Here is a 21,535-nt window from a genome sequence, read left to right as displayed (position 1 = left end):
CGCCGGGCGCGCAGGCCGAACAGCTCAGGCCAGGCGGCCGGTGCGGGCCGTGGCGGAGCACATAGGCATTCCTTCGTCCGAAACGAACTTCCCGTTCATCGTCTCAGACCCGGCAAGCGAATTAACGGTTCAGCGCGGCGCGGGCCTGGTCCACGATCCGGGCCAGGTGCACGCCTCGGCGGACATCGCAGGGATGCGTGGTCGTTCCGCAGGACACCATCGCGGCGAAATCGTCGAGCAGCGCGGTGTACGCGTCGTTCGCCGTGCCGGTGCGGCCCAGCGTGCGGAGGCCGTGTTCGCCGAAAACCGAATACTCGACCACCGTCGGCTGGACCGGCAGGCGGAGGCTGAGCGTCGCGGTGCTCGTGATGCCGCCCTCGTGTTCGAGCAGCAGCTGCCACAGGTCTTCGGGACCGCGGTGGGCGGCAAGGACGTTGGTGATCGGGCCGAGGGCGGCATCGAGCAGGTCGAACGCGTGCGGGCCGATGTCGGCGAGCGCGCCGCCAGCCGGATCCTGTCGCCAGGCCGAGGTCGCGTACTTGCCGCTGAGCAGTGCACCGGACAGCCAGCGCACGCTGCCGCCTCGCCAGCCGCCGGCGGCGGTGACGCCGTCCAGCCAATCGCGCGTTTGCTGGGCGAACCGCAGCGTTAGCATCACCAGCGAAGCGACGCCAGCGGACGTCACGGCGTCCGCGAGACGCTGCGCCGTGGCCAGGTCGGGGGCGATCGGTTTCTCCAGGATCAGGTGCTTGCCCGCCTCCGCGGCCCGGGTCGCCAGTTCGGCCTGCACGGTCGGCGGCACGGCGAACGCGAGCGCGTCGACCTGCTCGAACAGCTCGTCCAGATCGCTGGTGGGCACGGCGTCGTAGGCCTGCGCCAGCGCGGTGGCGGCCTCCGGCCTTCGGCTCCACACAGCACTGAGCACGGTCCCCGGATGGTCCGCGAGCCCGGGGGCGTGCACCGTGGTGGCCCACGGTCCGGTTCCTACGAGGCCGACGCGCAGCTGGTCCTGTCCCACGCCCGGAAGTGTAGGTGTGTCCGCGGTCGCTTCCAGCGCGGCCTGCGGTGCGTTAACGTCGACAAGTTCTTCGCCACGAACGGGGGAAGCCGGTGAGAATCCGGCGCTGGCCCGCAACCGTGAGCGGCCCCGCGAGGGACCGCGAGCCGGATCGCCCGTCGTGGTCCGATCGATGCGAGGTACATCTGACATGCGGTTCGTGCACGCGCGGCACTGGGGGCGAGTCCTCGCCGGCTGCGCTCTTCTCGTCGCTACCGGTCTCGGCGGTGCTTCTTCCGCCTCGGCCACCACACCCGGCAAGGGCACCGACGGCTACTGCCAGGACGACAACGGCGTCACGGTGATCGTCGATTTCCAGGGGCTTGGCGGGGAAACCCTCATCCGGTGCGCGCCGGGCAAGCAGGAAAACGGCGTCACCGCACTGCAAAACGCCGGCTTCGAACTCACCGGCGCGGGCAAGTACGGCCTGGCCGTGATGTGCAAGATCGAGAGCAAGCCCGCGGATCAGACCTGCACCGGCATGCCGCCGGAGAAGGCGTCGTGGAGCTTCTGGACCGCTACCAACGGCGGCAAATGGCAGTCGGCGCAGGTCGGCGCGCAGAGCTGGAAGCCGCCCGCCGGAGCATTCGAGGGCTGGTCGTTCGCGATCGGCAAGTCCTACACCGAGTATCCGCCGCCGCGCACCGAACCGGTGCGCAAGTCCAATGCGCCCGCGCAGGCTCCGGCGTCCACTTCGGACAGCGGGTTCCCGTGGGGACTGGTGATCGGCATCGTGGTCGTCGTGCTGCTCGTGGCCGCCGGGACGGTCGTCGCGGTGCGCCGCAGGCGTGCTGGGCAGTAGTCCGCGAGCGCTCCATCCCGGCGCGTGGTGGGTGTGGGCGCTCGCGCTCGCCGTCGCCGCGAGCCGGACCACGAACCCGGTGCTGCTCGCTCTGGTGATCGCGGTGGCCGGGTTCGTCGTGGTGCTCCGCCGCGGCGACGCGCCGTGGGCGCTGGCGTTCCGGATGTACGCCTGGATCGCCGCGGTGATCCTGGCATCGCGCGTGCTGTTCCGGATCCTGATCGGCGGCGAGGACGGCGGCCACATCCTGTTCACGCTGCCGACCATCCCGTTGCCGAGCGCCGCGGCCGGCATTCAGCTCCTCGGCCCCACCTCGGCCGAGGAGCTGCTCGGCGGGCTTTACGACGGGCTCCGGCTGGCGACGATCGTGCTCTGCGTCGGAGCCGCGAACGCGCTGGCGAACCCGAAACGCCTGCTCAAGGCGGTACCCGGGGCGCTGTATGAGGTGGGGACGGCGGTGACCGTCGCGCTGTCGGTGGCCCCGCAGCTGGTCGAGAGCGTGCAGCGGGTGCGTCGGGCGCGGCGGCTGCGCTCCGGGAAGACGCGTGGCTTCCGGTTCGTGAAGGGGATTTTCGTGCCGGTGCTCGCCGACGCCATGGACCGGTCGCTGCAACTCGCGGCGGCCATGGATTCCCGCGGCTACGGGCGGCGCGGCTACCTCTCCCCGCGCGTCCGGATGCTGATCGCGACCTGCGTGCTGGCCGGTTTGGTCGGCGTCGCGGTCGGGGTTTACGGCGTGCTCGACGGGTCCGCGTCGTGGCTTGGCGTGCCGATGCTCATCGCCGGGCTGGTGCTGGCCGCCGCCGGATTCGTCCTCGGCGGACGGCAGATCCGCCGCACGACCTACCGGCCCGATCCGTGGCGGCTGCCGGAAACGCTGGTCGCGCTGTGCGGCGTCGCGACCGCGGTGCTCGTGCTGCTCGCCGACCCGGTTTCGCTCACCACCCCGGCCAGCCCGCTGACCTGGCCGGAGCTGCCGCTGCTGCCGGCCGTCGCGGTGCTGATCAGTGTGCTGCCCGCTTGGTTCGCGCCGCGTCCGGCGCTGGTGTCGGAGGTCGCCCGATGATCGAGTTTTCGCACGTCAGCGTCACGTACGACGGGGCGGACCGGCCGGTGCTCCGGGACGTCGACCTCACGATCGAGGAGGGCGAACTCTGCCTCGTCGCCGGCCGTACCGGGGTCGGCAAGTCGACCTTGCTCGGTGCGATCAACGGCTTGGTCCCGCATTTCACCGGCGGCACGCTGGCCGGCCGGGTCAAGGTCGGCGGGCTCGACACCGCGACGCATCCGCCGCGCGAACTGGCGTCGGTCGTCGGCGTGGTCGGACAGGATCCGCTGGCCGGCTTCGTCACCGACACCGTCGAGGAAGAACTCGCGTACGCGATGGAGCAGCTCGCCGTCGCGCCGGACGTGATGCGCAAACGCGTCGAGGAAACCCTTGATCTGCTGGGCATCGCCGAACTCCGCGACCGTCCACTTCGGACGCTCTCCGGCGGGCAGCAACAACGCGTCGCGATCGGCGCGGTGCTCACGGCGCATCCGAGCGTGCTGGTGCTGGACGAACCGACGTCAGCGCTCGACCCGACCGCGGCCGAGGAAGTCCTGGCCGCGATCACGCGTCTGGTGCACGACCTGGGCACGACGGTCGTCGTCGCCGAGCACCGGATGGAACGCGTCGCGCAGTACGCCGACCGTCTGCTCTACCTGCCCGGCGACGGCACCGTCGTGTCCGGTCAGCCCGCGGAGGTGTTCGCCGAGACCGATGTCGCGCCGCCGATCGTCGAACTGGGCCGGCTCGCGGGCTGGTCGCCGCTGCCGCTTTCGGTCCGCGACGCCCGACGGCTCGCCCGCCCGCTGAGGGAACGCCTGGCCGAGCGTCGCCCTGCTGCGGCGGCACAAAGCTCTGGCGAAGCGATCCTCACCGCGCGGGGCGTGCGGGTTCGGTACGGCAACGTGAACGCGGTGCGGGGCGTTGACCTGCGGCTGGACCGCGGCGAGGTCGTCGCGCTGATGGGCCGGAACGGCTCCGGCAAGTCCTCGCTGCTGTGGGCGTTGCAGGGCAGCGGACCCCGCTCCGACGGCACGGTCGACGTCCTCGGCGCGGACCCGAAGACGCTGCGGTCGCGGGCCGCCCGCACACGCGTCGGGCTGGTCCCGCAAACCCCGTCTGACCTGTTGTATCTCGATTCGGTCGAAGCGGAATGCCGCCAGGCTGACGTCGAATCGGAGGTCACCGCGGGCACCGCCCGGAAGCTCCTCGACCGTCTCGTTCCGGGCATCGAAGACGACACCAACCCGCGCGACCTCTCCGAGGGGCAGCGACTCGCCCTGGTCCTGGCCGTCCAGCTCGCCGCCGCCCCGCCGGTCGTGCTGCTGGACGAGCCGACCCGCGGCCTGGACTACCCGGCGAAACGCCACTTCGCGACCATCCTCGCCGACCTGGCCGCCGAGGGGCACGCGGTGCTGCTGGCCACCCACGACGTCGAGTTCGTCGCCTCCGCCGCGCACCGCGTCGTTGTCCTCGCCGAGGGCGAAGTGGTCGCCGACGGCCCTACCGCGGACGTCGTCGTGGCCTCGCCCGCCTTCGCTCCACAGGTGGCGAAGATCCTCGCGCCGGAGCCGTGGCTGACCGTGGACGCGGTGGCGAAGGCGCTGGCGTGACCGATTTCCTGGGCCCAGCCGTCCGCATCCGGCACCGCACGGCGCTGGTGCTGACGGCGGCCGTCGTGGTCGGACTGGCGATGTTCTGCTGGCCGCTGCTGGCCCGCAGCACCGTCGGCACCTCCGCGCACGTGACCGACGCGCCGTTCGTCTTCCTCGTGACGCTGCCAGTGCTGATCCTGATCGTGCTGGCGGAACTGTCCAGCGGCGGACTCGACGCGAAGGCGCTCGCGCTGCTCGGCGTGCTGTCCGCGGTGAACGCCGCGCTGCGTCCGCTCGGCGCGGGCACCGGCGGAATCGAGCTGGTCTTCTTCCTGCTCGTGCTGGCCGGGCGAGTCTTCGGGCCGGGCTTCGGATTCGTCCTCGGTTCGACGTCGCTGTTCGCGTCCGCGCTGCTCACCGGCGGCGTCGGGCCGTGGCTGCCGTTCCAGATGCTGGCGTCGTCGCTGGTCGGGCTGGGTGCGGGGCTGCTGCCGCGCCGGGTGAAGGGCCGGTGGGAGATCGCGCTGCTGGCGCTCTACGGAGTGGTCGCCGCGTACTTCTACGGCCTCGCGATGAGCCTGTTCACCTGGCCGTTCCTGGCGAGCCACACCGCGCTGGACTTCGTCCCGGGCGGACCGCTCGGCGAGAACCTGCACCGGTTCCTGGTGTTCACCGTGCTGACGTCCACGTTGGGCTGGGACACCGGCCGCGCGCTCACGAACCTGGTCGCGATCCTCGTGCTGGGCCCGGCGATCCTGACCGTGCTGCGCCGGGCCGCACGACGAGCGGCGTTCAGCTGAGCCGCTGGCCGACCTTGTCCAGGACCTCGACGAGCTGAGCCATCCCGGCCGCGTTCGGGAAGTGCGAGGTGTCGATGTCGTGGACCTCGAACTGATTGCCGGGAGTGCGCGCGTCGGCCTCGGTGATCATCCGGTCCTGGAGGGCGAGCGGCACCAGGTGGTCTTGGAGGTGCCGGACGTAAAGCCGCGGAACGCGCCCCCACCGCTCCGGCGTGCCGCGCGAGTCGGTGGCGCCGCGGCCGATGATGTCGTCCGGAGCCATCGCGTTGAGCAGGGCGTAGAACTCACCGTCGGTGGCGTCCGCGCAGAGCGCTGCCTTCGCCGCCGTCAATGCCTCCGCCGCGGAAGACCGCCAGTTGAAGCGCATCGCGCCGATCACCGCCGGGTCGGCTGCGATGAACCCGAGCATCGCCCCGATCTGCGACGTCGCGGCTTCAGGCGTGGCCAGGTATTCCTCCGGCGTCGGCAGTTCGACGCAGCAGAACGCGGCGTCGTAGACCAGCGCCGACACCAGCTCCGGAACCTCTTCGGCGACGAGCGTGACCAGCGCACCACCGATGCTCGACCCGACCAGCACGACCGGACCCAGCTTCGCGGCCCGGCGGACGACGTCCACAGTGGTCGCGACCTGGTCGGCCACGGTCAGGCCGACCAGCGCCGACGGTTCGGTGGCGAACGCGCCGAGATCCTGCGGTGCCTGGTACGACAGCCGGAACTGCTGTTCGGGCTGCGGCACCCCCACCCCGCGATACCCGCGCAGCACGAGTTCCGGCGGCGCGGCGGACACGCCGTTGGCACCGGCGGCGAAGACGAACGTCGAAGTCATGCCGCACAGTCAAGCGATCCGCCCGGCCGCGCACAGCGGGGAAAAGGTGATCAGGCCCGCAACTAAAGTCAGGAGTACGAGTAGAACCCGCGGCCGGTTTTCTTGCCGAGCAGCCCGGCGTCGACCATGCGCAGCAGCAGCGGCGGCGACGAGTACAGCGGCTCCTTGAACTCCGCGTACATCGAGTCCGCAATGGCCTTGATGGTGTCGAGGCCGATCAGGTCGGACAGCCGCAGCGGACCCATCGGGTGCGCCGTGCCCAGCTCCATGCCGCGGTCGATGTCCTCGGCCGAGGCGAAGCCCGATTCGATCATCCGGATCGCCGACAGCAGATACGGCACGAGCAGCGAGTTCACGATGAACCCGGCCCGGTCCTGCGACCGGATCACCGTCTTGCCCAGCGCGCCGGTGGCGTGCTCCTCGGCCCGGCGAGCGGTCTCCTCACTGGTCAGCAGCGACGGGACCAGTTCGACCAGCGGCAGCACCGGCACCGGGTTGAAGAAGTGGATGCCGACGACCTGCTGCGGACGGCCGGTGGCCATGCCGAGCTTCATGATCGGGATCGACGACGTGTTGGACGCGAACACCGCGTCCTCGCGCTTGACGATCTTGTCCAGTGCCCGGAACACGTCGACCTTGGCCTGCTCCTGTTCCAGGATGGCCTCGACGACGAGATCGCGGTCGGCGAACTCGGCGATGTCCGTGGTGAAGCGCAGCCGCCCGAGCGCCGCCTCGGCGTCCTCGGCGGCCAGCTTGCCGTTGCGGACGCCGCGCTGCAGCGACTTCTCGATGCGCGCCTTGCCCGCGTCGAGGGCCGGCTGGTTCACCTCGGTGACCAGCACGTCCAACCCGGACCTGGCGTGCACCTCGGCGATGCCGGAGCCCATGAGCCCGGCCCCGACCACACCTACTCGTGCGATGTCGCTCACCCGTCCCACTCCTTCACCTCATCGGCGTGCCGAGAAAACGGGCAGCACACAACGCACGAGGGCGTCTCGGACCTTGGTCCGATTCCGCCCTCGCGTGTCGTGTGCCTGCGTCAACGGCGGTACTCGTCGTACCCGTCGTCGTACGGGTCCTCGTACCGCTTGTCGTCCTCGTGGTTGTCCGAGGAACTACTCGACAGCTCGCGCTGCAAAGCATCGAAGTCGGTTTCGTGGGAGCTGTATTTGAGCTCGCGCGCCACCTTCGTCTGCTTGGCCTTAGCCCGGCCGCGCCCCATGGCTCGACCCCCTCGCACAGGGGCGGGGCGGCCGGGGGAATCGGCGGCCCCGCATCGTCTCGACAGTTCTTTCCTGCTGACACCGTACCGTGTCCCGGGGGTTGGATGCGACGTGGCACGGTGTGCTCGTCGCGACAGTGTCCGCCGGACGCCGGTTACCGGCACGTCGATGCCGATCGGTGCTGGTCGGCGTGCCACGATGCTCGGGTGCTCCGACCCTTCGTGGCCTATCTGCGGGTGTACGAACCTCTGCGCGCGCTGGGCGATCCCCCCGCGCAACAGCTGGTCGAGGCCGTTTCCGCAGGCGGGCTCAGCCGGATCGGGATCGGCGAACGCGAACAGCGGATGTGGCTCAAGTCACAGGCGGCCGCGCCGGTTCGGCTGCTGCCCGCGCAGCTGCGCGACGGACGGCCCGCGCCGAGCCTCGTCACCGACGTGCTCGTGCTCGACCCGGCCGACGTCCCCGCCGGCCACACCGCCGAGGGCCCGTTCGCGTGCCCGCTCGAACTGCGCGCCCGCTCCGCCGCGGCGTTGAGCACCTTCCTCGCCGACGCCGAGCCCGCGTTGCGGATCGCGGTCCTCGACGCGGGCTGCGTCACCGCGGACAAGGCCCGCGCGCAGACCAAGGCCGCGATGACCGACCTCACCGCCACCGCCGCGCACACCCTCACCACCACCTGGACCGTCCCGCTGCCCTGGTTCTCGCTGGTCGATCCGGACGAACGCAAGCTCGTGCTCGGCAGCGGCCCGGACGACCCGGTGCGGGAGGCGTCCTGGCGCACCCCGATGTCCGCCGCGCTCCGCCGGGCGTCCGAGGCGGGCGAGCTGATCGAGACGACCTTCGGCGACTCCGGCCCCGGCCGGGTGCTGTCGCAGACCCGGCAGTGGCTGGAGAGCTTCGACCCGGACTCGGTCGTCGAACTGGACTACGGCGGTCTCGTGCAACTGTTCGCCGACTCGCTGCTCGACGCCGACTCCACCGCGGAGGAGGTCCACGACATCCTCGACGCGCTGCGCACCGGGAACGTCGAGGAGCTGGCCGAGCTGTTTTCGCAGCTGCGCGAGTTCTGGGGCGACCTCGCGGCTAAGGAACACTCCAACTGACCCGCAGCTCGCCCTGAGGTGTGCCGCCGCCGAGCACCGGCGGGTGAGCCAGATCGGACAGCTCGTCCGGAGTCTCGATGCCCAGGCGCGCGAGCACGGCCATGGCCAGCGGCGCCAACGCCCGCTTGTTGCCGTCCGCGATCTTGATCGCGCACGCGGTGCCGTCGCCCAGCGTGAACGCCAGGACACCTTCCGCGCCGCTCTTCGACAGCAGCCCAGGCACGGCCTGCATCAGCCGGGTGTCCTCCCGCCCGGTGCCCGCGACCAGCCACGGGTGCGCACGCATCGCGTCCGCGACTCGGCGTTCGTCGGTACCCGGTTCGGCCTGCGCGAGCCGGCCGAACGACCGCGCGAGGCCGGTCGGCGAGAACGCGAACAGCGGCGCGCTGCAGCCGTCGACGCCGACCGCGGCGATGGCTTCGCCGGTCAGCTCCTCGACCGTCTTCGCGAGCTGGACCTGCAACGGATGGTCCGGCAGCTGGTAGCCCTCGGTCGGCCAGCCGTTCGCGACGCAGGTGGCGAGCATCGCGGCGTGCTTGCCGGAGCAGTTCATGGTGATCTTCCGCGGCTCGTCGGCCGCGCGCCGGGCGTCCTCGCCGATCGGCAGCTCGGCCGGGCAGGCCAGCGCCGCCGGATCGAGCCCGGCGCCGGACAGCATCGCGGCGACGCGCTCGACATGTCCGGTTTCGCCGGAATGCGAGGCGCAGCCCAGCGCCAGGTCCGCGCCGTCGTAGCCGAGACCGGCGCGGAGCATCCCGACGCCCTGCAGTGGCTTGTTCGCCGACCGGGGGAAGAACGGGCTGGTCACGTCGCCCGCGGAGAACCGGACGGTGCCGTCGGGCGCGGTGACGACGAGACATCCGTGGTGAACGCTCTCGACGAAACCGTTCCGGACGACCTCGACGAGAATCGGCTGGCCGGTCATTCCTCGACGCGCCCCAGTTCGCTGTCCAGCAACTGGTCCACAGTGGCCGCTCCGCTGCTGTAGCGCCCGGCGATCTCGGCGTTGAGCGTGTCCATCACGCCCTGGACCTGGCGGCGGAAGGAGGACACGGAGGCTTCCTCGGCCGCGTACGTGTCCAGCGCGGCGGCGAGCTTGTCGTCCGACAGCGAGCCGACGTCGGTGAGCCCGGTGTCGCCGATCAGCGCCTCCGCGTGCCTGCGGTGCTCGCCCGCGCGGGACGGTTCGAGCTGCTGGTGCCTGCCGGAACCGGCGGCCGGGCCGAGCGCGTTGTCGGCGAGGATGGACGCGAGCCGGTCGACGATGCTTTCCCCGCCGGACGAGCGACGCTCCTGTTCGGCGCGCACGATGTCGATGCGGGCGTGCAGGAGCCGGCGCAGGTAGGACAGGTCTGTCTCTTCCTGCGCGGCCTCGTCGCGCCGCTCGCGCAGCACCGGGAGCGGCAAGTCGCCTAATCCGGTGAGATATCCCGGGCCGAGGACGCGGTCGATCCGTCGCCGCCCGCCGGGACGCACTTCGATCACGGGCACATCCTGCTCCACATTCGGCGACGACGCTACCGTCGAGTTCACTTCAGCCCCGCAGTCTCTGCGCTGCTTCCCGTCCGGGCGCCGCGTGCTCGCCCGGCACCGAGTCCGGATCGACAGTGGCCTGGACCACTCGGTCCTCGTCGCCTGCCAGCAGCTCCGCCCCGCCCGGCACCGAGCGTTTGACCAGCGCCAGCGCGATCGGCCCGAGTTCGTGGTGCTGCGCGACCGTGCCGATCCGGCCGACGACGCGCTCGCCGAGCTTCACCGGGTCGCCGGTCTCCGGCGTGATCTCCGGCGAACCGTCGAGGTGCAGCAGCGCGAGATACCGCGGCGGGCGGCCGACGTTGTGCACCTTCGAGACGGTTTCCTGGCCGCGATAGCAGCCCTTCGCGACGTGCGCGGCCGAGCCGATCCAGCCGACCTCGTGCGGGATCGTCCGCTCGTCGGTGTCGACGCCGAGCCGCGGATGCCGCGATTCCACGCGCAGCGCGTCGAACGTCCACGAGCCAGCCGGACGCGCGCCCGCGTCGGTGAGCCGTTGCCACCATTGAGTGAGCTGAGCGCGCGGCACCACGAGATCCGCGCCCGCTCGCGTCGGCCACGGCATCCGGCGGGCGAAACCGCCTTCGGGCAACGCGGCCACCGAATACGGCTCAGTGCCGAGCTCGACGCCGAGCACGCTGTCGGTCTCCGGGCCGAGCACGGAAAGAACGGCGAGTTCTTCGGTCACGTCGCGAATCTCGACCTTGGACCAGAACTTCATCGCTTCGAGGTACTCGCGCAGGGTTTGCTTGCCGCCCTTGGGCAACGCGCTCGTGACGAGCGGGCCGGGGTCGCTGTCGAGGTACACCGTCTCGCCGGCGTGCGCGAGCACGAAATGGGTGTCGACGTGGCCCTGGCTGTCGAGGACGAGCGCTTCGGTGCCGGTGTTCGCGGCGAGTTCGGTGACGTGTTGCGAGATCACCAAATGCAGCCAGGACAAGCGTTCCTCGCCGGTGACGGCGAGGATTTCTCGGTGCGAGCGGTCGATGACGACCACTCCTCGGGCGGCGGTGCGCTGCTCGGCGAACGGATCGCCCCAGTGCCACGGAACTCCGGCTTCCGGGTGGCCCTCGGGCGCGGCGACCGCGCGGGGGATTTCGAGCAGCGGCGAGCTGTACGGCATAACCCTAAGCGTAAGTGAGTACCTTGAGGGGATGCGCGTTCTCGCCTTCCTCGACGGTTCACTGGCCGACCCCGAAGCCGCTCACCTCCGGGTGGACGACCTCGGCCTGCTGCGCGGAGACGGGGTGTTCGAAACGATCCTCGTGGCAGTGAAAAAGCCGCGGGAAATGCGTCCGCACCTCGACCGGCTCGCCCGTTCCGCGGCGATGCTGGACCTGCCTGCCCCGGACCTCGAGGGCTTCGCCCGAGCCGCGCAGGCAGTCGTCGACGCGTGGCAGGGCGGCCCGGAGATCGCACTGAAACTCGTGTACACGCGGGGTGTCGACGGCGATCCGGAAGGCAAGCCGACAGCGTTCGCGATGGGCCTGGAGGTCGAGGAGAAGGTCCTGCGGGCGCGCACCGAAGGCGTTTCGGTGGTGACCCTGGAACGCGGTTTCGGCCCCGAACTAGCCGAGCGCGCCCCGTGGCTTTTGCTCGGCGCGAAAACGGTTTCCTACGCGATGAACATGGCCGCCCTGCGCGAGGCGACCCGTCGCGGAGCCCAAGATGTGATCTTCACCGCTACCGATGATTCGGTGCTCGAAGGCCCGACGTCGACGGTCGTCCTGGCGAAGGAGCGGACGCTCTACACCCCGCCGTCCACTGTTGGCATCCTGCCAGGAACGACGCAGTACGCATTGTTCCGCGGCGCGGAGAAGGCGGGCTGGTCGGTGAAGGTGGAGCCGCTGTCGGTGGAGGACTTGCTGCGAGGGGACGGCGTGTTCCTCACGTCGTCGGTGCGGAAGGTGACCCGGGTGCACACCCTGAACGGGACGGTATTGCCGGATTCGACGGGGTTGCACGGGGAGCTGGTGGCGGCTTACGAGAGCGAGTACTGAGAGCCTGGTGAGCGGCTGTGCCGGTGCTAACCGGCGCAGCCATTCACGACCCGCTGATCAGCACCACCGACGGTGTGACCCCCTCCGCTCGATATGCGCTGATCTTGTGGTGCCCGTCCACCAGCAATGGCCGCGTACCGGACAAAACCACCGCCACCGGCCGGTGTCCCGAGCGGATTGCCGTGCGGTAGTACGTGACCCGGGCATCGTCGTCGGCCGGCCAGTCGCTTGCCGGGATCAGATCCACCGCCTCGAAGCGTTGCGGGCCGCTGACCCGGTACTGGCCGTCGACAAGCAACGCCAGCAGTTCGCGGAGGGTTTCCGCCAGCGGGAGGCGCACCTGACCGGTCGCGAGCGCGATGCGCAGCGACTGCGGCAGCTCCGCCCGTCCTCCGGTGTTCAGCTCCAGGAAACCCGCGCCGCCGGTGATCGTTACCCGTTCCACGCTCACAAGGACGCTTGGAACCGCACCGAGGTTCCGGGGCGTGCTTGAGCGAGTGCTCCGAGTGACTCCCGTCTCACGACCGCGATCACCGGATAACCGCCCGTGGTCGGGTGATCGGCGAGGAAGACCAGCGGCAATCCGTTCGGCGGGACCTGAATCGCGCCGGTCAGCACGCCCTCGCTCGGCAACTCCGAAGTGGACACTCGACGTAGCGGCGGCCCGTCCAGGCGGACCCCCACTCGGTTGGATTCCTCAGTAACCGTCCACTGTGCGTTGAGTGCGCTCGCCGCGTCGGCGAACCAGTCGTCGCGCGGGCCAAGCAAAACTCGCACCGTCAAGTCGGGCGGCGCGGGCGAGGCGGCGACCACGTCCGCACCGGACGGGACACCGGTGACAGGGCCGAGCGGGACCGTAGTGCCAGCTTCCAGCGGCGACGGGCCGAGTCCAGATAGGACATCAGTCGACCGGCTTCCCAACACCGGCGCCACCGCGATGCCGCCGGACACCGTCAGGTAGCAGCGCAGACCGGTAGCAGGTCGGCCGATCGTCAGTTCTTGGCCTGGCCGCAACGGAATCGGCGTGTGCGAGCCGGTTTCCCGTCCGTCCACGGACACCTCGACCGGCGGTCCGGTCACTGCGGCGGTGCACGAAGCGGTCGCCCGGACGGTGAACCCGCCCAGCAGGGTTTCGATCCCGGCGGCGTCCTCGGGATTGCCGACCAGTCGGTTGCCGAGCCGTAGCGCGGCGACGTCAAGAGCACCCGACGGTGGGACGCCCAGATGTGCGTAACCAGGACGGCCGAGGTCTTGCACCAAAGCCAGCGAACCGGGCGAGACGATCTCCAGCGCGCGCATCACACGCTCCGGAACCGCACCCGGAGACCGGGCGTGAACAGCGCCGGTTGCTCGGCGGAAGGATCGAAAAGCGTCGCCTCGGTGTGCCCGATCAACCGCCAGCCACCAGGGGATTCCCGGGGATAGACGCCGGTGTACTCGTCGGCGATAGCCACCGAGCCAGCGGGGACGCGGGTGCGCGGCGAGCTGAGCCGCGGCTGCTGGAGTTCAGCGGGAAGCCCGGCGAGATAACCGAAACCGGGCGCGAAACCCGTGAACGCGACCGTGTAGACCGCGCTGGTGTGGAGAGCGATGGCCTCGTCCACGCTGAGCCCTGCGTCCTCAGCGACCAGCGCGAGGTCCTCGCCGGAGTACTGCACGTCCAAAACGACTTCGCGGCCGTCCCCGGCAGGCGGATGGTCCAGATCGGCCGAAGCCAGCAAGGAACGCGCGGCTTCCAGCGCCCCCGTGGACGCGACCACGAGCAGGGTGCGGGCCCCGGGCACGATCTCCTCGACGCCGTCGAGCGCGGCTTCGGTGAGGGTCGCCCGGGCCGCGCTCATCTCCTCGAGCGAGGCGCAGTCGAGCAGGGCGGCGTGTTCGCCGTACCGCCGCCAGCGCACGGCGTCTCCCGGAGCCTCAGCCCACCACGCGGCGCAGCAGCGCGGAGGCGTGCGGCTGCATTTCCTGGCCGACCATCGCGCGCTCCTCGACGTACCCGAGGTCGCCGTTCACCAGGCCGTACAGCCGCTGCGCACCGGTGACCTCCTTGGCCGTCGCGGTGCGGATGACCGCGTCGGTGCCGAGCTCCCAGGACGTCTGGCTGCGCGGCTTGCCGTAGTACAGCTCGACGATGCCGGAGCTGTGCGTGAGCAGCAGCTCGATGGTGTCGTCCTCCTGCGGCCGCCAGAACCCGGTTTCGCGGGCGGCGGGCCGCAGCACGCTGCCGTCCTCGTTCAGCAGCCACGAGCGCGCCTCGTGGAACAGGAACGGGCGGCCGTCGTGGGAGACGGTCAGCTGCTGGGCGAACTTGATCGGCCCGTCGATCGTCGGGTAGTCGATCTCGCCCTCGCCGCGCCAGACGCCGACGAGCGGCAGCAGAGCGAGGCACGCGTCGTTCAGGTTCGGGCCCTCGCGCAGGTTCGCCGTGTCGTTCGGGATCGGCAGGTCGTCCCACAACGGCAGGTTGCGGTCGCGCGTGCTGGCGGCCCGCTCCTCGGCTGCTGCGATGGCTTCGTCGCCACTCGTCATGCTGATCAGCGCTGGTCGGCGTACAGCCGGTAGACGACGTAGACCGCGAACCACACGGTGGCGATGCCCGCGATGATCAACAGGGTCGTAAACAAGGTCTCCACAGCGAGGACAATAGTCCGCCCCGGCTCATCTAGCGCTGCGCAGGGTCGCGGCGGTGAGGACGGTCACCGCCAGCAGCGCCGAGCCAGCCACCGCCATCGCGGTCCGCAGCCCGGTCGTGAGCGTGCTCCCGTGATCGAGAAGCGCCCCGAGCGCGGCCACGCCGAGCGCCATCCCGACCTGTCGCGCGGCGTTCACCGTGCCGGCCGCGGTGCCCGTGCGCTGCACCGGAAGCCCGGCGAGACCGACGACGTTCGTCGGGGTGATGCTCAGGCCGAGCCCGACGCCGGACAGCGTCAGCGGCACGCTGAGCAGCCAATACGGACTCGTCGGGGCAGCCAGCAGGAAGGCGAAACTTCCCGCCGCGGTGATGGCGAGACCGATCGGCAGCACGCGTTCCGCGGTGAACCGGCCGGCGAACCGTCCGGAGAAGAACGCGAGAACAGCGTTGGCGACGACGTACGGCAGCATCTGCACCCCTGTCGTCGAGGCGGTGCTGCCCCACGCCTGCTGCAGGTACACAGCGATCAGCACCGGCAGCGGGTAGCAGGCAAAACCGAGGACGAACGAGGTGAAGATCGAAGCGGCGAACCGGAATTTGCCGAACAGCCGGATCGGCAGCATCGGATGCGGGGCGCGCAGCTCCACGACGATGAACGCGACCAGGCCCAGCGCGCCGACCATGGCGACCACCGCGTCGGACGCGATCACGGCGTAGGTGAACGCCCCGATCCACAACGCGCCCAGCAGTTGTCCGAGCAGATCCAGCGCGCCGTGCGCCGGATCGGACGATTCGTCGAGACCCCGGCGACCGGCGAGCACTGCGACGATCCCGATCGGCAGGTTGATCAGGAAGATCGTGGGCCAACCGAGCGCGTCGGTGATCGGTCCGCCGATAAGCGGGCCGATGACCAGCGCGCATCCGGCCACTCCGCCCCACGCCCCCAGCATCCGGGCCCGTTCGCGCGGCTCTGGATACGCGTGCGCCAGGAGCGCGATGCCGCCCGGGATGACCGCCGCGGCCGCTGCGCCTTGCACGACGCGCGCGGCGATGAGAAGCGTGAGCGTCGGGGCGAGGCCGCAGCCCAGCGAAGCGAGCGTGAACACGGCCAGTCCGCCGAGGTAGATCCGCTTGCGGCCGTACCGGTCGCCGAGCGTGCCGCCGGTGAGCATCAACGCGGCGAGCGCGACGGTGTACCCGTCCACAATCCATTGCAGGTCAGTGAATTCAGCGTGCAGTTCGCGCTGAATGGTCGGCAGCGCGACACTCACGACGCTCGCGTCGAGCAACGCCATGAAGCTGCCGAGGAACACGGCGGCGGCCAGCAGCGGGCTCCGCGTAATGGTTTTCGTTTCGGACACACTCGCGAGCTTGGGTCCTCAAGCCGACTTGAGGTCAAGCGTCCCGGACACGAGGAAGGGCCCCTCGGAAACCGAGGGGCCCTCCTGCGGAAAAGCGTTGTCAGGCAACCGAAATGGCCAGCTGGTGCAGGCCAGGGCCTTCCGCGGTGACGTTGGCCTCGCCGTTGCCCGTGCGGTGCAGTGCGCGCACCGTCCAGGAACCCTCGGCCGCGTAAAACCGGAAGTCGCCGTCCGCCGAGGACACGACCTCGCCGGCGAAGTCGCCGCCGCCGTCGAGCAGCCGGACGAACGCGCCGCCGACCGGTCCCTCGGTGCCGGTGACCTTGCCCGCCAGGACAACCTGGCCGTTGGTGTCGAAGTCCGCCGGGGTCGCGACCTGTGCCGGTGCGCTGCAGCCGTCTGCCATCACTTAGCTCCCAACTCGACCGGAACGCCGACCAGCGACCCGTATTCCGTCCACGAACCGTCGTAGTTCTTCACGTCTTCCTGGCCGAGCAGCTCGTGCAGGGCGAACCAGGCGATCGACGAACGCTCGCCGATGCGGCAGTACGCGATGGTCGGCTTGCCCTCGTCGTAGCCCGCCTCGGCGTAGAGGTCCTTGATCTCCTGCTCGGACTTGAAGGTGCCGTCCTCGTTGGCGACCTTCGCCCACGGCACGTTCAGCGCGCCCGGGATGTGACCCGGCACCTGCGACTGCTCCTGCGGCAGGTGCGCCGGGGCGAGCAGCTTGCCGGAGAACTCGTCCGGCGAGCGCACGTCGATGTAGTTCTTCGAGCCGATCGACTGGACGACCTCGTCGCGGAACGCGCGCAGCGACAGGTCCTGCTCCTTGGCCTTGTAGTTGGTGGCCTCGCGCTTGACCTCGTCGGAGTTCAGCTCGCGGCCGTCGAGCTCCCACTTCTTGCGGCCGCCGTCGAGCAGCTGCACGTTCTCGTGGCCGTAGAGCTTGAAGTACCAGTACGCGTAGGCCGCGAACCAGTTGTTGTTGCCGCCGTAGAGGATCACGCGGTCGTCGTTCGAGATGCCCTTCTCCGACAGGAGCTTCTCGAAGCCCTCCTTGTCGACGAAGTCGCGGCGGACGCCGTCCTGGAGGTCGTTGCGCCAGTCGAGCTTCACCGCGCCGCGGATGTGCCCGTTGTCGTAGGCGGTCGTGTCCTCGTCGACCTCGGCGAACACCACGCCCGGGGTGTCCAGGTTTTCCTCGGCCCACTGGGTGGTGACCAGGACGTCTTCTCGGCTCATGGAAGCTGGCTCTCTTTCTTGGTTGGGGTTTACGAGGACGCCCGCGCGGGGCTGAAACGCTTGATCAGCAGGTACATCTGGCACCCGAGGCAGTAGTTGAACGCCGCGTTGAGGAACGCGGCAAAGAGCGCGAACGCGGTCGCGACGACGCCGAGCGGCGTCACTCCGGCCGCGAAGCCGATCGTGCCGACGAGCGCGAACACGAACCCGATCGCCTGCGCGAACCGCAGCGGGGCGGCGTCCTCGCGTTCGGTCGGCGGCCCGAGCCGCGGCGCGATCGCGAGCCGGTACAGCACCGAGTACGGCGCGGGCTTGAGCCCGACGAACGCACCGATCGCGAAGACCACGGTCTGCAGTGCGAGCAACGGCCACCACTGCGTGACCAGCACGACGGCGAGCACCACCGTGGTCACGATCGCGGCGAACCTGGGACCTCGCGGGTCTACGGCCGGTCCGGCGGACATGGGTTCCTCCTGCTCAGTGCGAGGGGAAGGGCGTGCGAGCGCACGCGGCGAAGACGGGCAGAGCTGCGAGACGGCGCGAGACGTGCTTCAGCGCCGACCGGAAAACGGCAGACACAAGCTGCTGCGCACGCGGCAGAAATCGACCGCGCGGCGCTGCGTCAGGAGGGTGATGGGCAGCTCGTCCACAGGGGGAGGGTACCCAGGCTCGCTCGCTCCCGGAACCATGTTCATTCCTTGGGACGAGGTCCGGATCCTGAGAATCAACCGCCGCGGACCGCGGGGCCGGGCGCTTCCCCAATGTGGCATTGGGTGCGTCAGATGCACCGAACGCCGCATTGGGTGCGCTGGACGCACCGAACGCCGCATTGGTTGCGCTGGACGGGCCGAACGCCACTTTGGGTGCGTGGGACGCACCGAACGCCACATTGGGTGCGTTGAATGAGCCAGCGGCGCGCAGCGTCTCCGTTGAGGGCGGCGGCGGGGGCATGGATGGAGCACCCAATGCCACATTGGGGGCGATTCAGCGATGCGGGGGCGCGGCGCGGCAGCCAGGCGGAGGTCAGCGCGTAGCGGCGGCGAGGTGCGGGCGGAGCGCTTCCAGCAGCTCCGGGCCCTTGGGCACGCCGCCCACGCGCAGCAGTTCCCGGCCTTCCGGGTCCAGCGCGAGCGTGGTCGGCGTGCTGAGCACCGACAATGCCTGCGCGACCTCGGGACGTTCGGTGACGTCCAGGTCGACGTGGTGCAGGCCGTCGGTCTTCTCCGCGAGCGACGAGAGAATCGCCCGCGTGTGCCGGCACGGGGTGCAGAACGTGGTGGAGATCTGCACCAGGGTGACGGCGGATTGCGGATCAAGGGCCTCGGAGACCGGAGCGGGGAGCGTCCGGGTCTGCGCCGCCGGTTTGGCCGCGCGGATCCGGCCGTTGCGGGCGCGCAGGACCAGGCCAGCGGCCGTCGCGACGACCAGCGTCGCCAGCAGCACCCACACTCCGGTCACCGGGATCAGCCTCCGTGGTTGGTGGACAGGTCGGCGAAGTTCACGTCGTGCGCTTCGCCCTTGATGGTCACCGAACCGCTGTCCACGCGGACCGCGGTCGGGGTGACCGACAGCGGCAGCCGGGTCGTCGAAATGCTGGCCCGGAAGTTCGGCAGCAGAGCTTTCTGCACAGCTTCCGGAACGATCGTGGTGCTCTGGTCATTCCCGAACTGCAACCGGTAAGGCACGATCGAGATCGTCTTCTCCTTGAGCTGGATGAGCGCGAAGCAGAAGATCTCCACCTTCTGCCCGGCCACCTGCACGTCGCCGGAGATCCGCACGCCCGCGCTGGTGCCGTCGGCCGGTTCGCCGTCGGCGTTGGTCGGCGTCGGGTCCGGCTGCTTGCCCTGCTCGGTGTCGCCGTACTTCACGTACGCCTGGGTCGACTGCTCGATCTTCAGGTTCTGGATCTTGTTCAGCGGCGAGACCCGGGCGAGGTCGGACGCCTTGATCGTCACCGCACCGGTGAGCTTGCCGATCTTCACCGCCTTGGTGTTGCCGGACGTGAGGTCCGACAGCGGCGCGATGACGTCCTCGAGTTCGGCGCTCACGCGCAGGTCGCGCAGTTCGCTGCCGACCGGCACGCCGTCCGCGGAAACGGTGATGTGACTGTAGTCACCGGAGAGCGCCTGCACGGTGAACGGGAAGCCGTGGATGGTGACCGACGGATCGTCGCTCAGCCCGAGCTGTGCGCGGGCCTTCTGCGAGATCGTGTGCTCGGCGTAGGCCGCCGCTCCGAAATCCGCACCGACCAGCAGGAGCACCAGCACTCCCAGCACGATGAGCCACCGCCGCACGCGCCTGCCGCGGCGGCCGCCGCCGGGGTTAGGGGCCGGTCGGTCGTCCCGGGTCACGGGCCTGCTCGCCATCGCCTCGGTTCTCCTGTTCGGGTGGATTTCGTCGTGGTGCGGGTCACGCTCCGGCCGTTAGACCAGGTGTGATCGATCCAGCACGAGCTAGGTGCCGGGGTGTTCACCCGCTATTCTCACTTAGCACCGACCGACGCCACGTTCGAGGCGACGAATCTGAAGGCGGTGCGGATCATGAGCTTGGACCTGCTGGTGCTGACGGGGGAACTCGACGCTACCTCCGTACTACCTGCGCTGGACCTGCTGCCGCACACCGTACGCGTACGCGAGCCGGAAGTGACGGCCCTTCTCGACGCGGGTCACCGGGACGTCATCCTTCTCGACGCGCGCAGCGACCTCGCGTCCGCGAAGAGCCTGTGTCGTCTGTTGAAGGGCGCGGAGGACGAATCGGGCACGCCGGTCATCGCGGTGGTCGGCGAAGGCGGTCTGGTCGCGGTCAACGCCGAATGGCGCACGGACGACATCCTGCTGCCCACCGCTGGTCCCGCGGAGGTCGATGCACGGCTGCGGCTGGCTACCACTCGCGACGGCATCGGCCTGCAGGCAGACGCCGAACTGCGCGTAGGCGACCTTGTCATCGACGAAGCGACGTACACGGCGAAGCTGCGCCGTCGCACGCTTGAGCTGACGTACAAGGAGTTCGAGCTCCTCAAGTACCTCGCCCAGCACGCTGGTCGCGTGTTCACTCGCGCGCAGCTGCTGCAGGAAGTGTGGGGTTACGACTTCTTCGGCGGCACGCGCACGGTCGATGTCCACGTACGGCGGCTTCGCGCGAAGCTCGGTCCCGAGCACGAGCAGATGATCGGCACCGTGCGAAACGTCGGCTACAAGTTCGAGCGACCGGCGAAGGGTGCGAAGCCGGTTGTCGCCGTTCCGGCCGACGCTTCGGAGCTGACCTCCCGCTGACATTCGCCGGTAAGGTCGGTTTGTGGCTATCGACCTTGGCGACTGGACGACCGATCCCGACGACGCGGTGCGCGAAGTGCTGCTCGCGGTCAAAGCGACTGACGGACGCCCCGAGGTCGACCCGGCCGGACCGTTGCCGCGCGAATTCGAAGGCGGACTGCATCTTCTCGCCCGCTTCGACGGCGCGCCCGCGGGATACGTCCACCTTGACACCGAAGGCGATTCCCACGGCCATCAGGTCGCGGAGCTTTTCGTGCACCCGGATTTCCGGCGTCGTGGCGTCGGCACCGCGCTCGCGCAGGCGGTAGTCGAGCGCGCCGACAAGGGTTTGCGCGTGTGGGCACACGGCGATCACCCCGGTGCGGCGGCGATCGCGGCGAAACTCGGCCTCGGCAGGCAGCGCGAACTGTTGATCCTGCACGTCGACGTTGCCGATGCGGATTGGCCGGAACCGGTGCTGCGCAACGGTTTCCGGCTGCGCACCTTCGTTCCCGGGCAGGACGAGGACGCGATGGTCGCGGTCAACGCGCGCGCGTTCGACTGGCACCCGGAACAGGGCGCGCTGACCGCCGCCGAGGTGCGCGCCGAGGAACTCCAGGCCTGGTTCGACCCGGCGGGCTTCTTCCTCGCGGAGAACGAGAACGGCGAGGTCGCCGGCTTCCACTGGACGAAGGTGCACGACCCGGTTCCCGGCCGGTTCGACGGAGGCCCGGTCGGGGAGGTCTACGTGGTCGGCGTCGATCCTGCTACTCAGGGTAGTGGGCTCGGCAAGGCGCTGACCTTGGCCGGACTCCGCTACCTGCGCTCTCGGGGACTACCGAGGGTGATCCTCTACGTCGAGGGCGACAACGCCGCGGCATTGGCTGTGTACAACAAGCTGGGGTTCCAGCGTTTCGAGACCGACGTTCAGTACGGTGAGTGATCACGGTCGACCCGACCGGTGACCCGTGTTACTTTCTGCGTACTGGCAGGTCACGAGCAGGCCACGGCACCCGTTCGGGGTAGTAGTCCTGCTCACAAACGGTGACTTGTTCACCTGCC

General features: G+C 69.8%; 25 protein-coding genes and 1 riboswitch. Of the genes, 8 read left to right on the top strand and 17 right to left on the bottom strand.

All coding sequences use genetic code 11. The annotated features are described in order from the left end of the window. Positions 1-121 precede the first annotated feature (121 nt). A complete protein-coding gene (locus tag EIZ44_RS02640; protein ID WP_134662125.1) occupies positions 122-1,018 on the bottom strand; it encodes a Gfo/Idh/MocA family protein in 897 nt (298 codons plus the stop codon). A 28-nt stretch (positions 1,019-1,046) separates the two neighbouring features. Then, positions 1,047-1,195, top strand: a riboswitch (cobalamin riboswitch). 13 nt (positions 1,196-1,208) lie between these two features. Between EIZ44_RS02640 and EIZ44_RS02635 the strand changes: the two genes are divergently transcribed. Genes EIZ44_RS02635 through EIZ44_RS02620 form a run of 4 tightly spaced genes read left to right on the top strand, consistent with a single transcriptional unit; the run spans position 1,209 to position 5,302 of the window. Then, positions 1,209-1,859 (top strand): SCO2322-related protein, encoded by a 651-nt coding sequence (locus EIZ44_RS02635; RefSeq protein WP_134727627.1) that lies wholly within the window; start codon positions 1,209-1,211, stop codon positions 1,857-1,859. Beyond that, positions 1,846-2,925: a CbiQ family ECF transporter T component gene (locus EIZ44_RS02630; RefSeq protein WP_134727626.1), complete on the top strand. Its 1,080-nt coding sequence runs from the start codon at positions 1,846-1,848 to the stop codon at positions 2,923-2,925. Before EIZ44_RS02635 ends, EIZ44_RS02630 begins: the two co-directional genes overlap by 14 nt. Further along, on the top strand, positions 2,922-4,520 hold the full coding sequence (locus EIZ44_RS02625; RefSeq protein WP_134727625.1) for an ABC transporter ATP-binding protein: 1,599 nt from the start codon (positions 2,922-2,924) through the stop codon (positions 4,518-4,520). The genes EIZ44_RS02630 and EIZ44_RS02625 overlap by 4 nt, the downstream gene beginning before the upstream one ends. Next, a complete protein-coding gene (locus tag EIZ44_RS02620) occupies positions 4,517-5,302 on the top strand; it encodes an ECF transporter S component (protein WP_134727624.1) in 786 nt (261 codons plus the stop codon). Before EIZ44_RS02625 ends, EIZ44_RS02620 begins: the two co-directional genes overlap by 4 nt. On the opposite strand, the gene EIZ44_RS02615 is transcribed toward EIZ44_RS02620, so the two are convergent. The 3 genes from EIZ44_RS02615 to EIZ44_RS02605 form a co-directional block, all read right to left on the bottom strand. After that, positions 5,295-6,128: an alpha/beta fold hydrolase gene (locus tag EIZ44_RS02615; protein WP_134727623.1), complete on the bottom strand. Its 834-nt coding sequence runs from the start codon at positions 6,126-6,128 to the stop codon at positions 5,295-5,297. The genes EIZ44_RS02620 and EIZ44_RS02615 overlap by 8 nt on opposite strands. 68 nt (positions 6,129-6,196) lie before the next feature. Next, a complete protein-coding gene (locus tag EIZ44_RS02610) occupies positions 6,197-7,057 on the bottom strand; it encodes a 3-hydroxybutyryl-CoA dehydrogenase (RefSeq protein ID WP_134727622.1) in 861 nt (286 codons plus the stop codon). 110 nt (positions 7,058-7,167) lie between these two features. Continuing rightward, entirely contained in the window at positions 7,168-7,350 is a 183-nt protein-coding gene (locus EIZ44_RS02605; protein ID WP_037716129.1) for a DUF3073 domain-containing protein, read from the bottom strand. Between the two features lie 207 nt (positions 7,351-7,557). On the opposite strand from EIZ44_RS02605, the gene EIZ44_RS02600 reads away from it, so the two are divergent. Then, positions 7,558-8,454, top strand: a complete 897-nt coding sequence (locus EIZ44_RS02600; protein ID WP_134727621.1) for a DUF8083 family protein — start codon at positions 7,558-7,560, stop codon at positions 8,452-8,454. Here EIZ44_RS02600 and EIZ44_RS02595 read toward each other — a convergent pair. From EIZ44_RS02595 to ygfZ, 3 genes are read right to left on the bottom strand one after another with little or no spacing between them, the layout of a single operon-like run. Then, a complete protein-coding gene (locus EIZ44_RS02595) occupies positions 8,435-9,379 on the bottom strand; it encodes an asparaginase (protein WP_134727620.1) in 945 nt (314 codons plus the stop codon). The two genes, EIZ44_RS02600 and EIZ44_RS02595, sit on opposite strands and share 20 nt — an antisense overlap. Then, positions 9,376-9,939 (bottom strand): RsiG family protein, encoded by a 564-nt coding sequence (locus tag EIZ44_RS02590; RefSeq protein ID WP_037809370.1) that lies wholly within the window; start codon positions 9,937-9,939, stop codon positions 9,376-9,378. The genes EIZ44_RS02595 and EIZ44_RS02590 overlap by 4 nt, the downstream gene beginning before the upstream one ends. Positions 9,940-9,988: 49 nt before the next feature. Continuing rightward, positions 9,989-11,110 carry a CAF17-like 4Fe-4S cluster assembly/insertion protein YgfZ gene (ygfZ, locus tag EIZ44_RS02585; protein ID WP_134727619.1) on the bottom strand — a complete coding sequence of 374 codons (1,122 nt, stop codon included), beginning with the start codon at positions 11,108-11,110 and terminating at the stop codon, positions 9,989-9,991. Between the two features lie 31 nt (positions 11,111-11,141). Between ygfZ and EIZ44_RS02580 the strand changes: the two genes are divergently transcribed. Next, a complete protein-coding gene (locus EIZ44_RS02580; protein ID WP_134727618.1) occupies positions 11,142-11,987 on the top strand; it encodes an aminodeoxychorismate lyase in 846 nt (281 codons plus the stop codon). A gap of 43 nt (positions 11,988-12,030) precedes the next feature. On the opposite strand, the gene EIZ44_RS02575 is transcribed toward EIZ44_RS02580, so the two are convergent. From EIZ44_RS02575 to EIZ44_RS02530, 10 genes are all read right to left on the bottom strand, one after another. Next, positions 12,031-12,432: a hypothetical protein gene (locus EIZ44_RS02575; protein ID WP_134662116.1), complete on the bottom strand. Its 402-nt coding sequence runs from the start codon at positions 12,430-12,432 to the stop codon at positions 12,031-12,033. A gap of 2 nt (positions 12,433-12,434) precedes the next feature. Then, positions 12,435-13,286 carry a 5-oxoprolinase subunit C family protein gene (locus EIZ44_RS02570; protein ID WP_134727617.1) on the bottom strand — a complete coding sequence of 284 codons (852 nt, stop codon included), beginning with the start codon at positions 13,284-13,286 and terminating at the stop codon, positions 12,435-12,437. Further along, on the bottom strand, positions 13,286-13,888 hold the full coding sequence (locus tag EIZ44_RS02565; protein ID WP_134662114.1) for a 5-oxoprolinase subunit B family protein: 603 nt from the start codon (positions 13,886-13,888) through the stop codon (positions 13,286-13,288). The genes EIZ44_RS02570 and EIZ44_RS02565 overlap by 1 nt, the downstream gene beginning before the upstream one ends. A 16-nt stretch (positions 13,889-13,904) precedes the next feature. Continuing rightward, positions 13,905-14,516: a heme-binding beta-barrel domain-containing protein gene (locus EIZ44_RS02560; protein ID WP_037808622.1), complete on the bottom strand. Its 612-nt coding sequence runs from the start codon at positions 14,514-14,516 to the stop codon at positions 13,905-13,907. Positions 14,517-14,645: 129 nt separating this feature from the next. Continuing rightward, entirely contained in the window at positions 14,646-15,980 is a 1,335-nt protein-coding gene (locus tag EIZ44_RS02555) for an MFS transporter (protein ID WP_134727616.1), read from the bottom strand. Between the two features lie 100 nt (positions 15,981-16,080). Then, positions 16,081-16,386, bottom strand: coding sequence for a DUF1416 domain-containing protein (locus EIZ44_RS02550; RefSeq protein ID WP_037808620.1), 306 nt, complete (start codon positions 16,384-16,386; stop codon positions 16,081-16,083). Beyond that, complete coding sequence (locus EIZ44_RS02545) at positions 16,386-17,222, bottom strand: sulfurtransferase (protein ID WP_134727615.1); 837 nt, start codon at positions 17,220-17,222, stop codon at positions 16,386-16,388. The genes EIZ44_RS02550 and EIZ44_RS02545 overlap by 1 nt, the downstream gene beginning before the upstream one ends. A gap of 29 nt (positions 17,223-17,251) precedes the next feature. Further along, a complete protein-coding gene (locus tag EIZ44_RS02540; RefSeq protein WP_134727614.1) occupies positions 17,252-17,686 on the bottom strand; it encodes a DUF4395 domain-containing protein in 435 nt (144 codons plus the stop codon). A 559-nt stretch (positions 17,687-18,245) separates the two neighbouring features. Further along, on the bottom strand, positions 18,246-18,680 hold the full coding sequence (locus EIZ44_RS02535) for a TlpA family protein disulfide reductase (RefSeq protein ID WP_134727613.1): 435 nt from the start codon (positions 18,678-18,680) through the stop codon (positions 18,246-18,248). Positions 18,681-18,685: 5 nt separating this feature from the next. Continuing rightward, entirely contained in the window at positions 18,686-19,588 is a 903-nt protein-coding gene (locus EIZ44_RS02530) for an LmeA family phospholipid-binding protein (protein WP_158714415.1), read from the bottom strand. 174 nt (positions 19,589-19,762) lie between these two features. On the opposite strand from EIZ44_RS02530, the gene EIZ44_RS02525 reads away from it, so the two are divergent. Both EIZ44_RS02525 and mshD read left to right on the top strand, forming a co-directional pair. Continuing rightward, the gene (locus tag EIZ44_RS02525) at positions 19,763-20,494 is read left to right on the top strand and encodes a winged helix-turn-helix transcriptional regulator (RefSeq protein WP_037809366.1); all 732 of its coding nucleotides are present in this window, start codon (positions 19,763-19,765) and stop codon (positions 20,492-20,494) included. Positions 20,495-20,516: 22 nt separating this feature from the next. After that, positions 20,517-21,416, top strand: a complete 900-nt coding sequence (gene mshD / locus EIZ44_RS02520; RefSeq protein WP_134727612.1) for a mycothiol synthase — start codon at positions 20,517-20,519, stop codon at positions 21,414-21,416. The last annotated feature ends 119 nt before the right edge of the window (positions 21,417-21,535 follow it).

The organism is Amycolatopsis nivea, assembly GCF_004522235.1.
Lineage (GTDB): Bacteria > Actinomycetota > Actinomycetes > Mycobacteriales > Pseudonocardiaceae > Amycolatopsis > Amycolatopsis nivea.
Note: the sequence above shows the minus strand (reverse complement) of the source record. Positions and strands in the feature narration are given on the sequence as shown.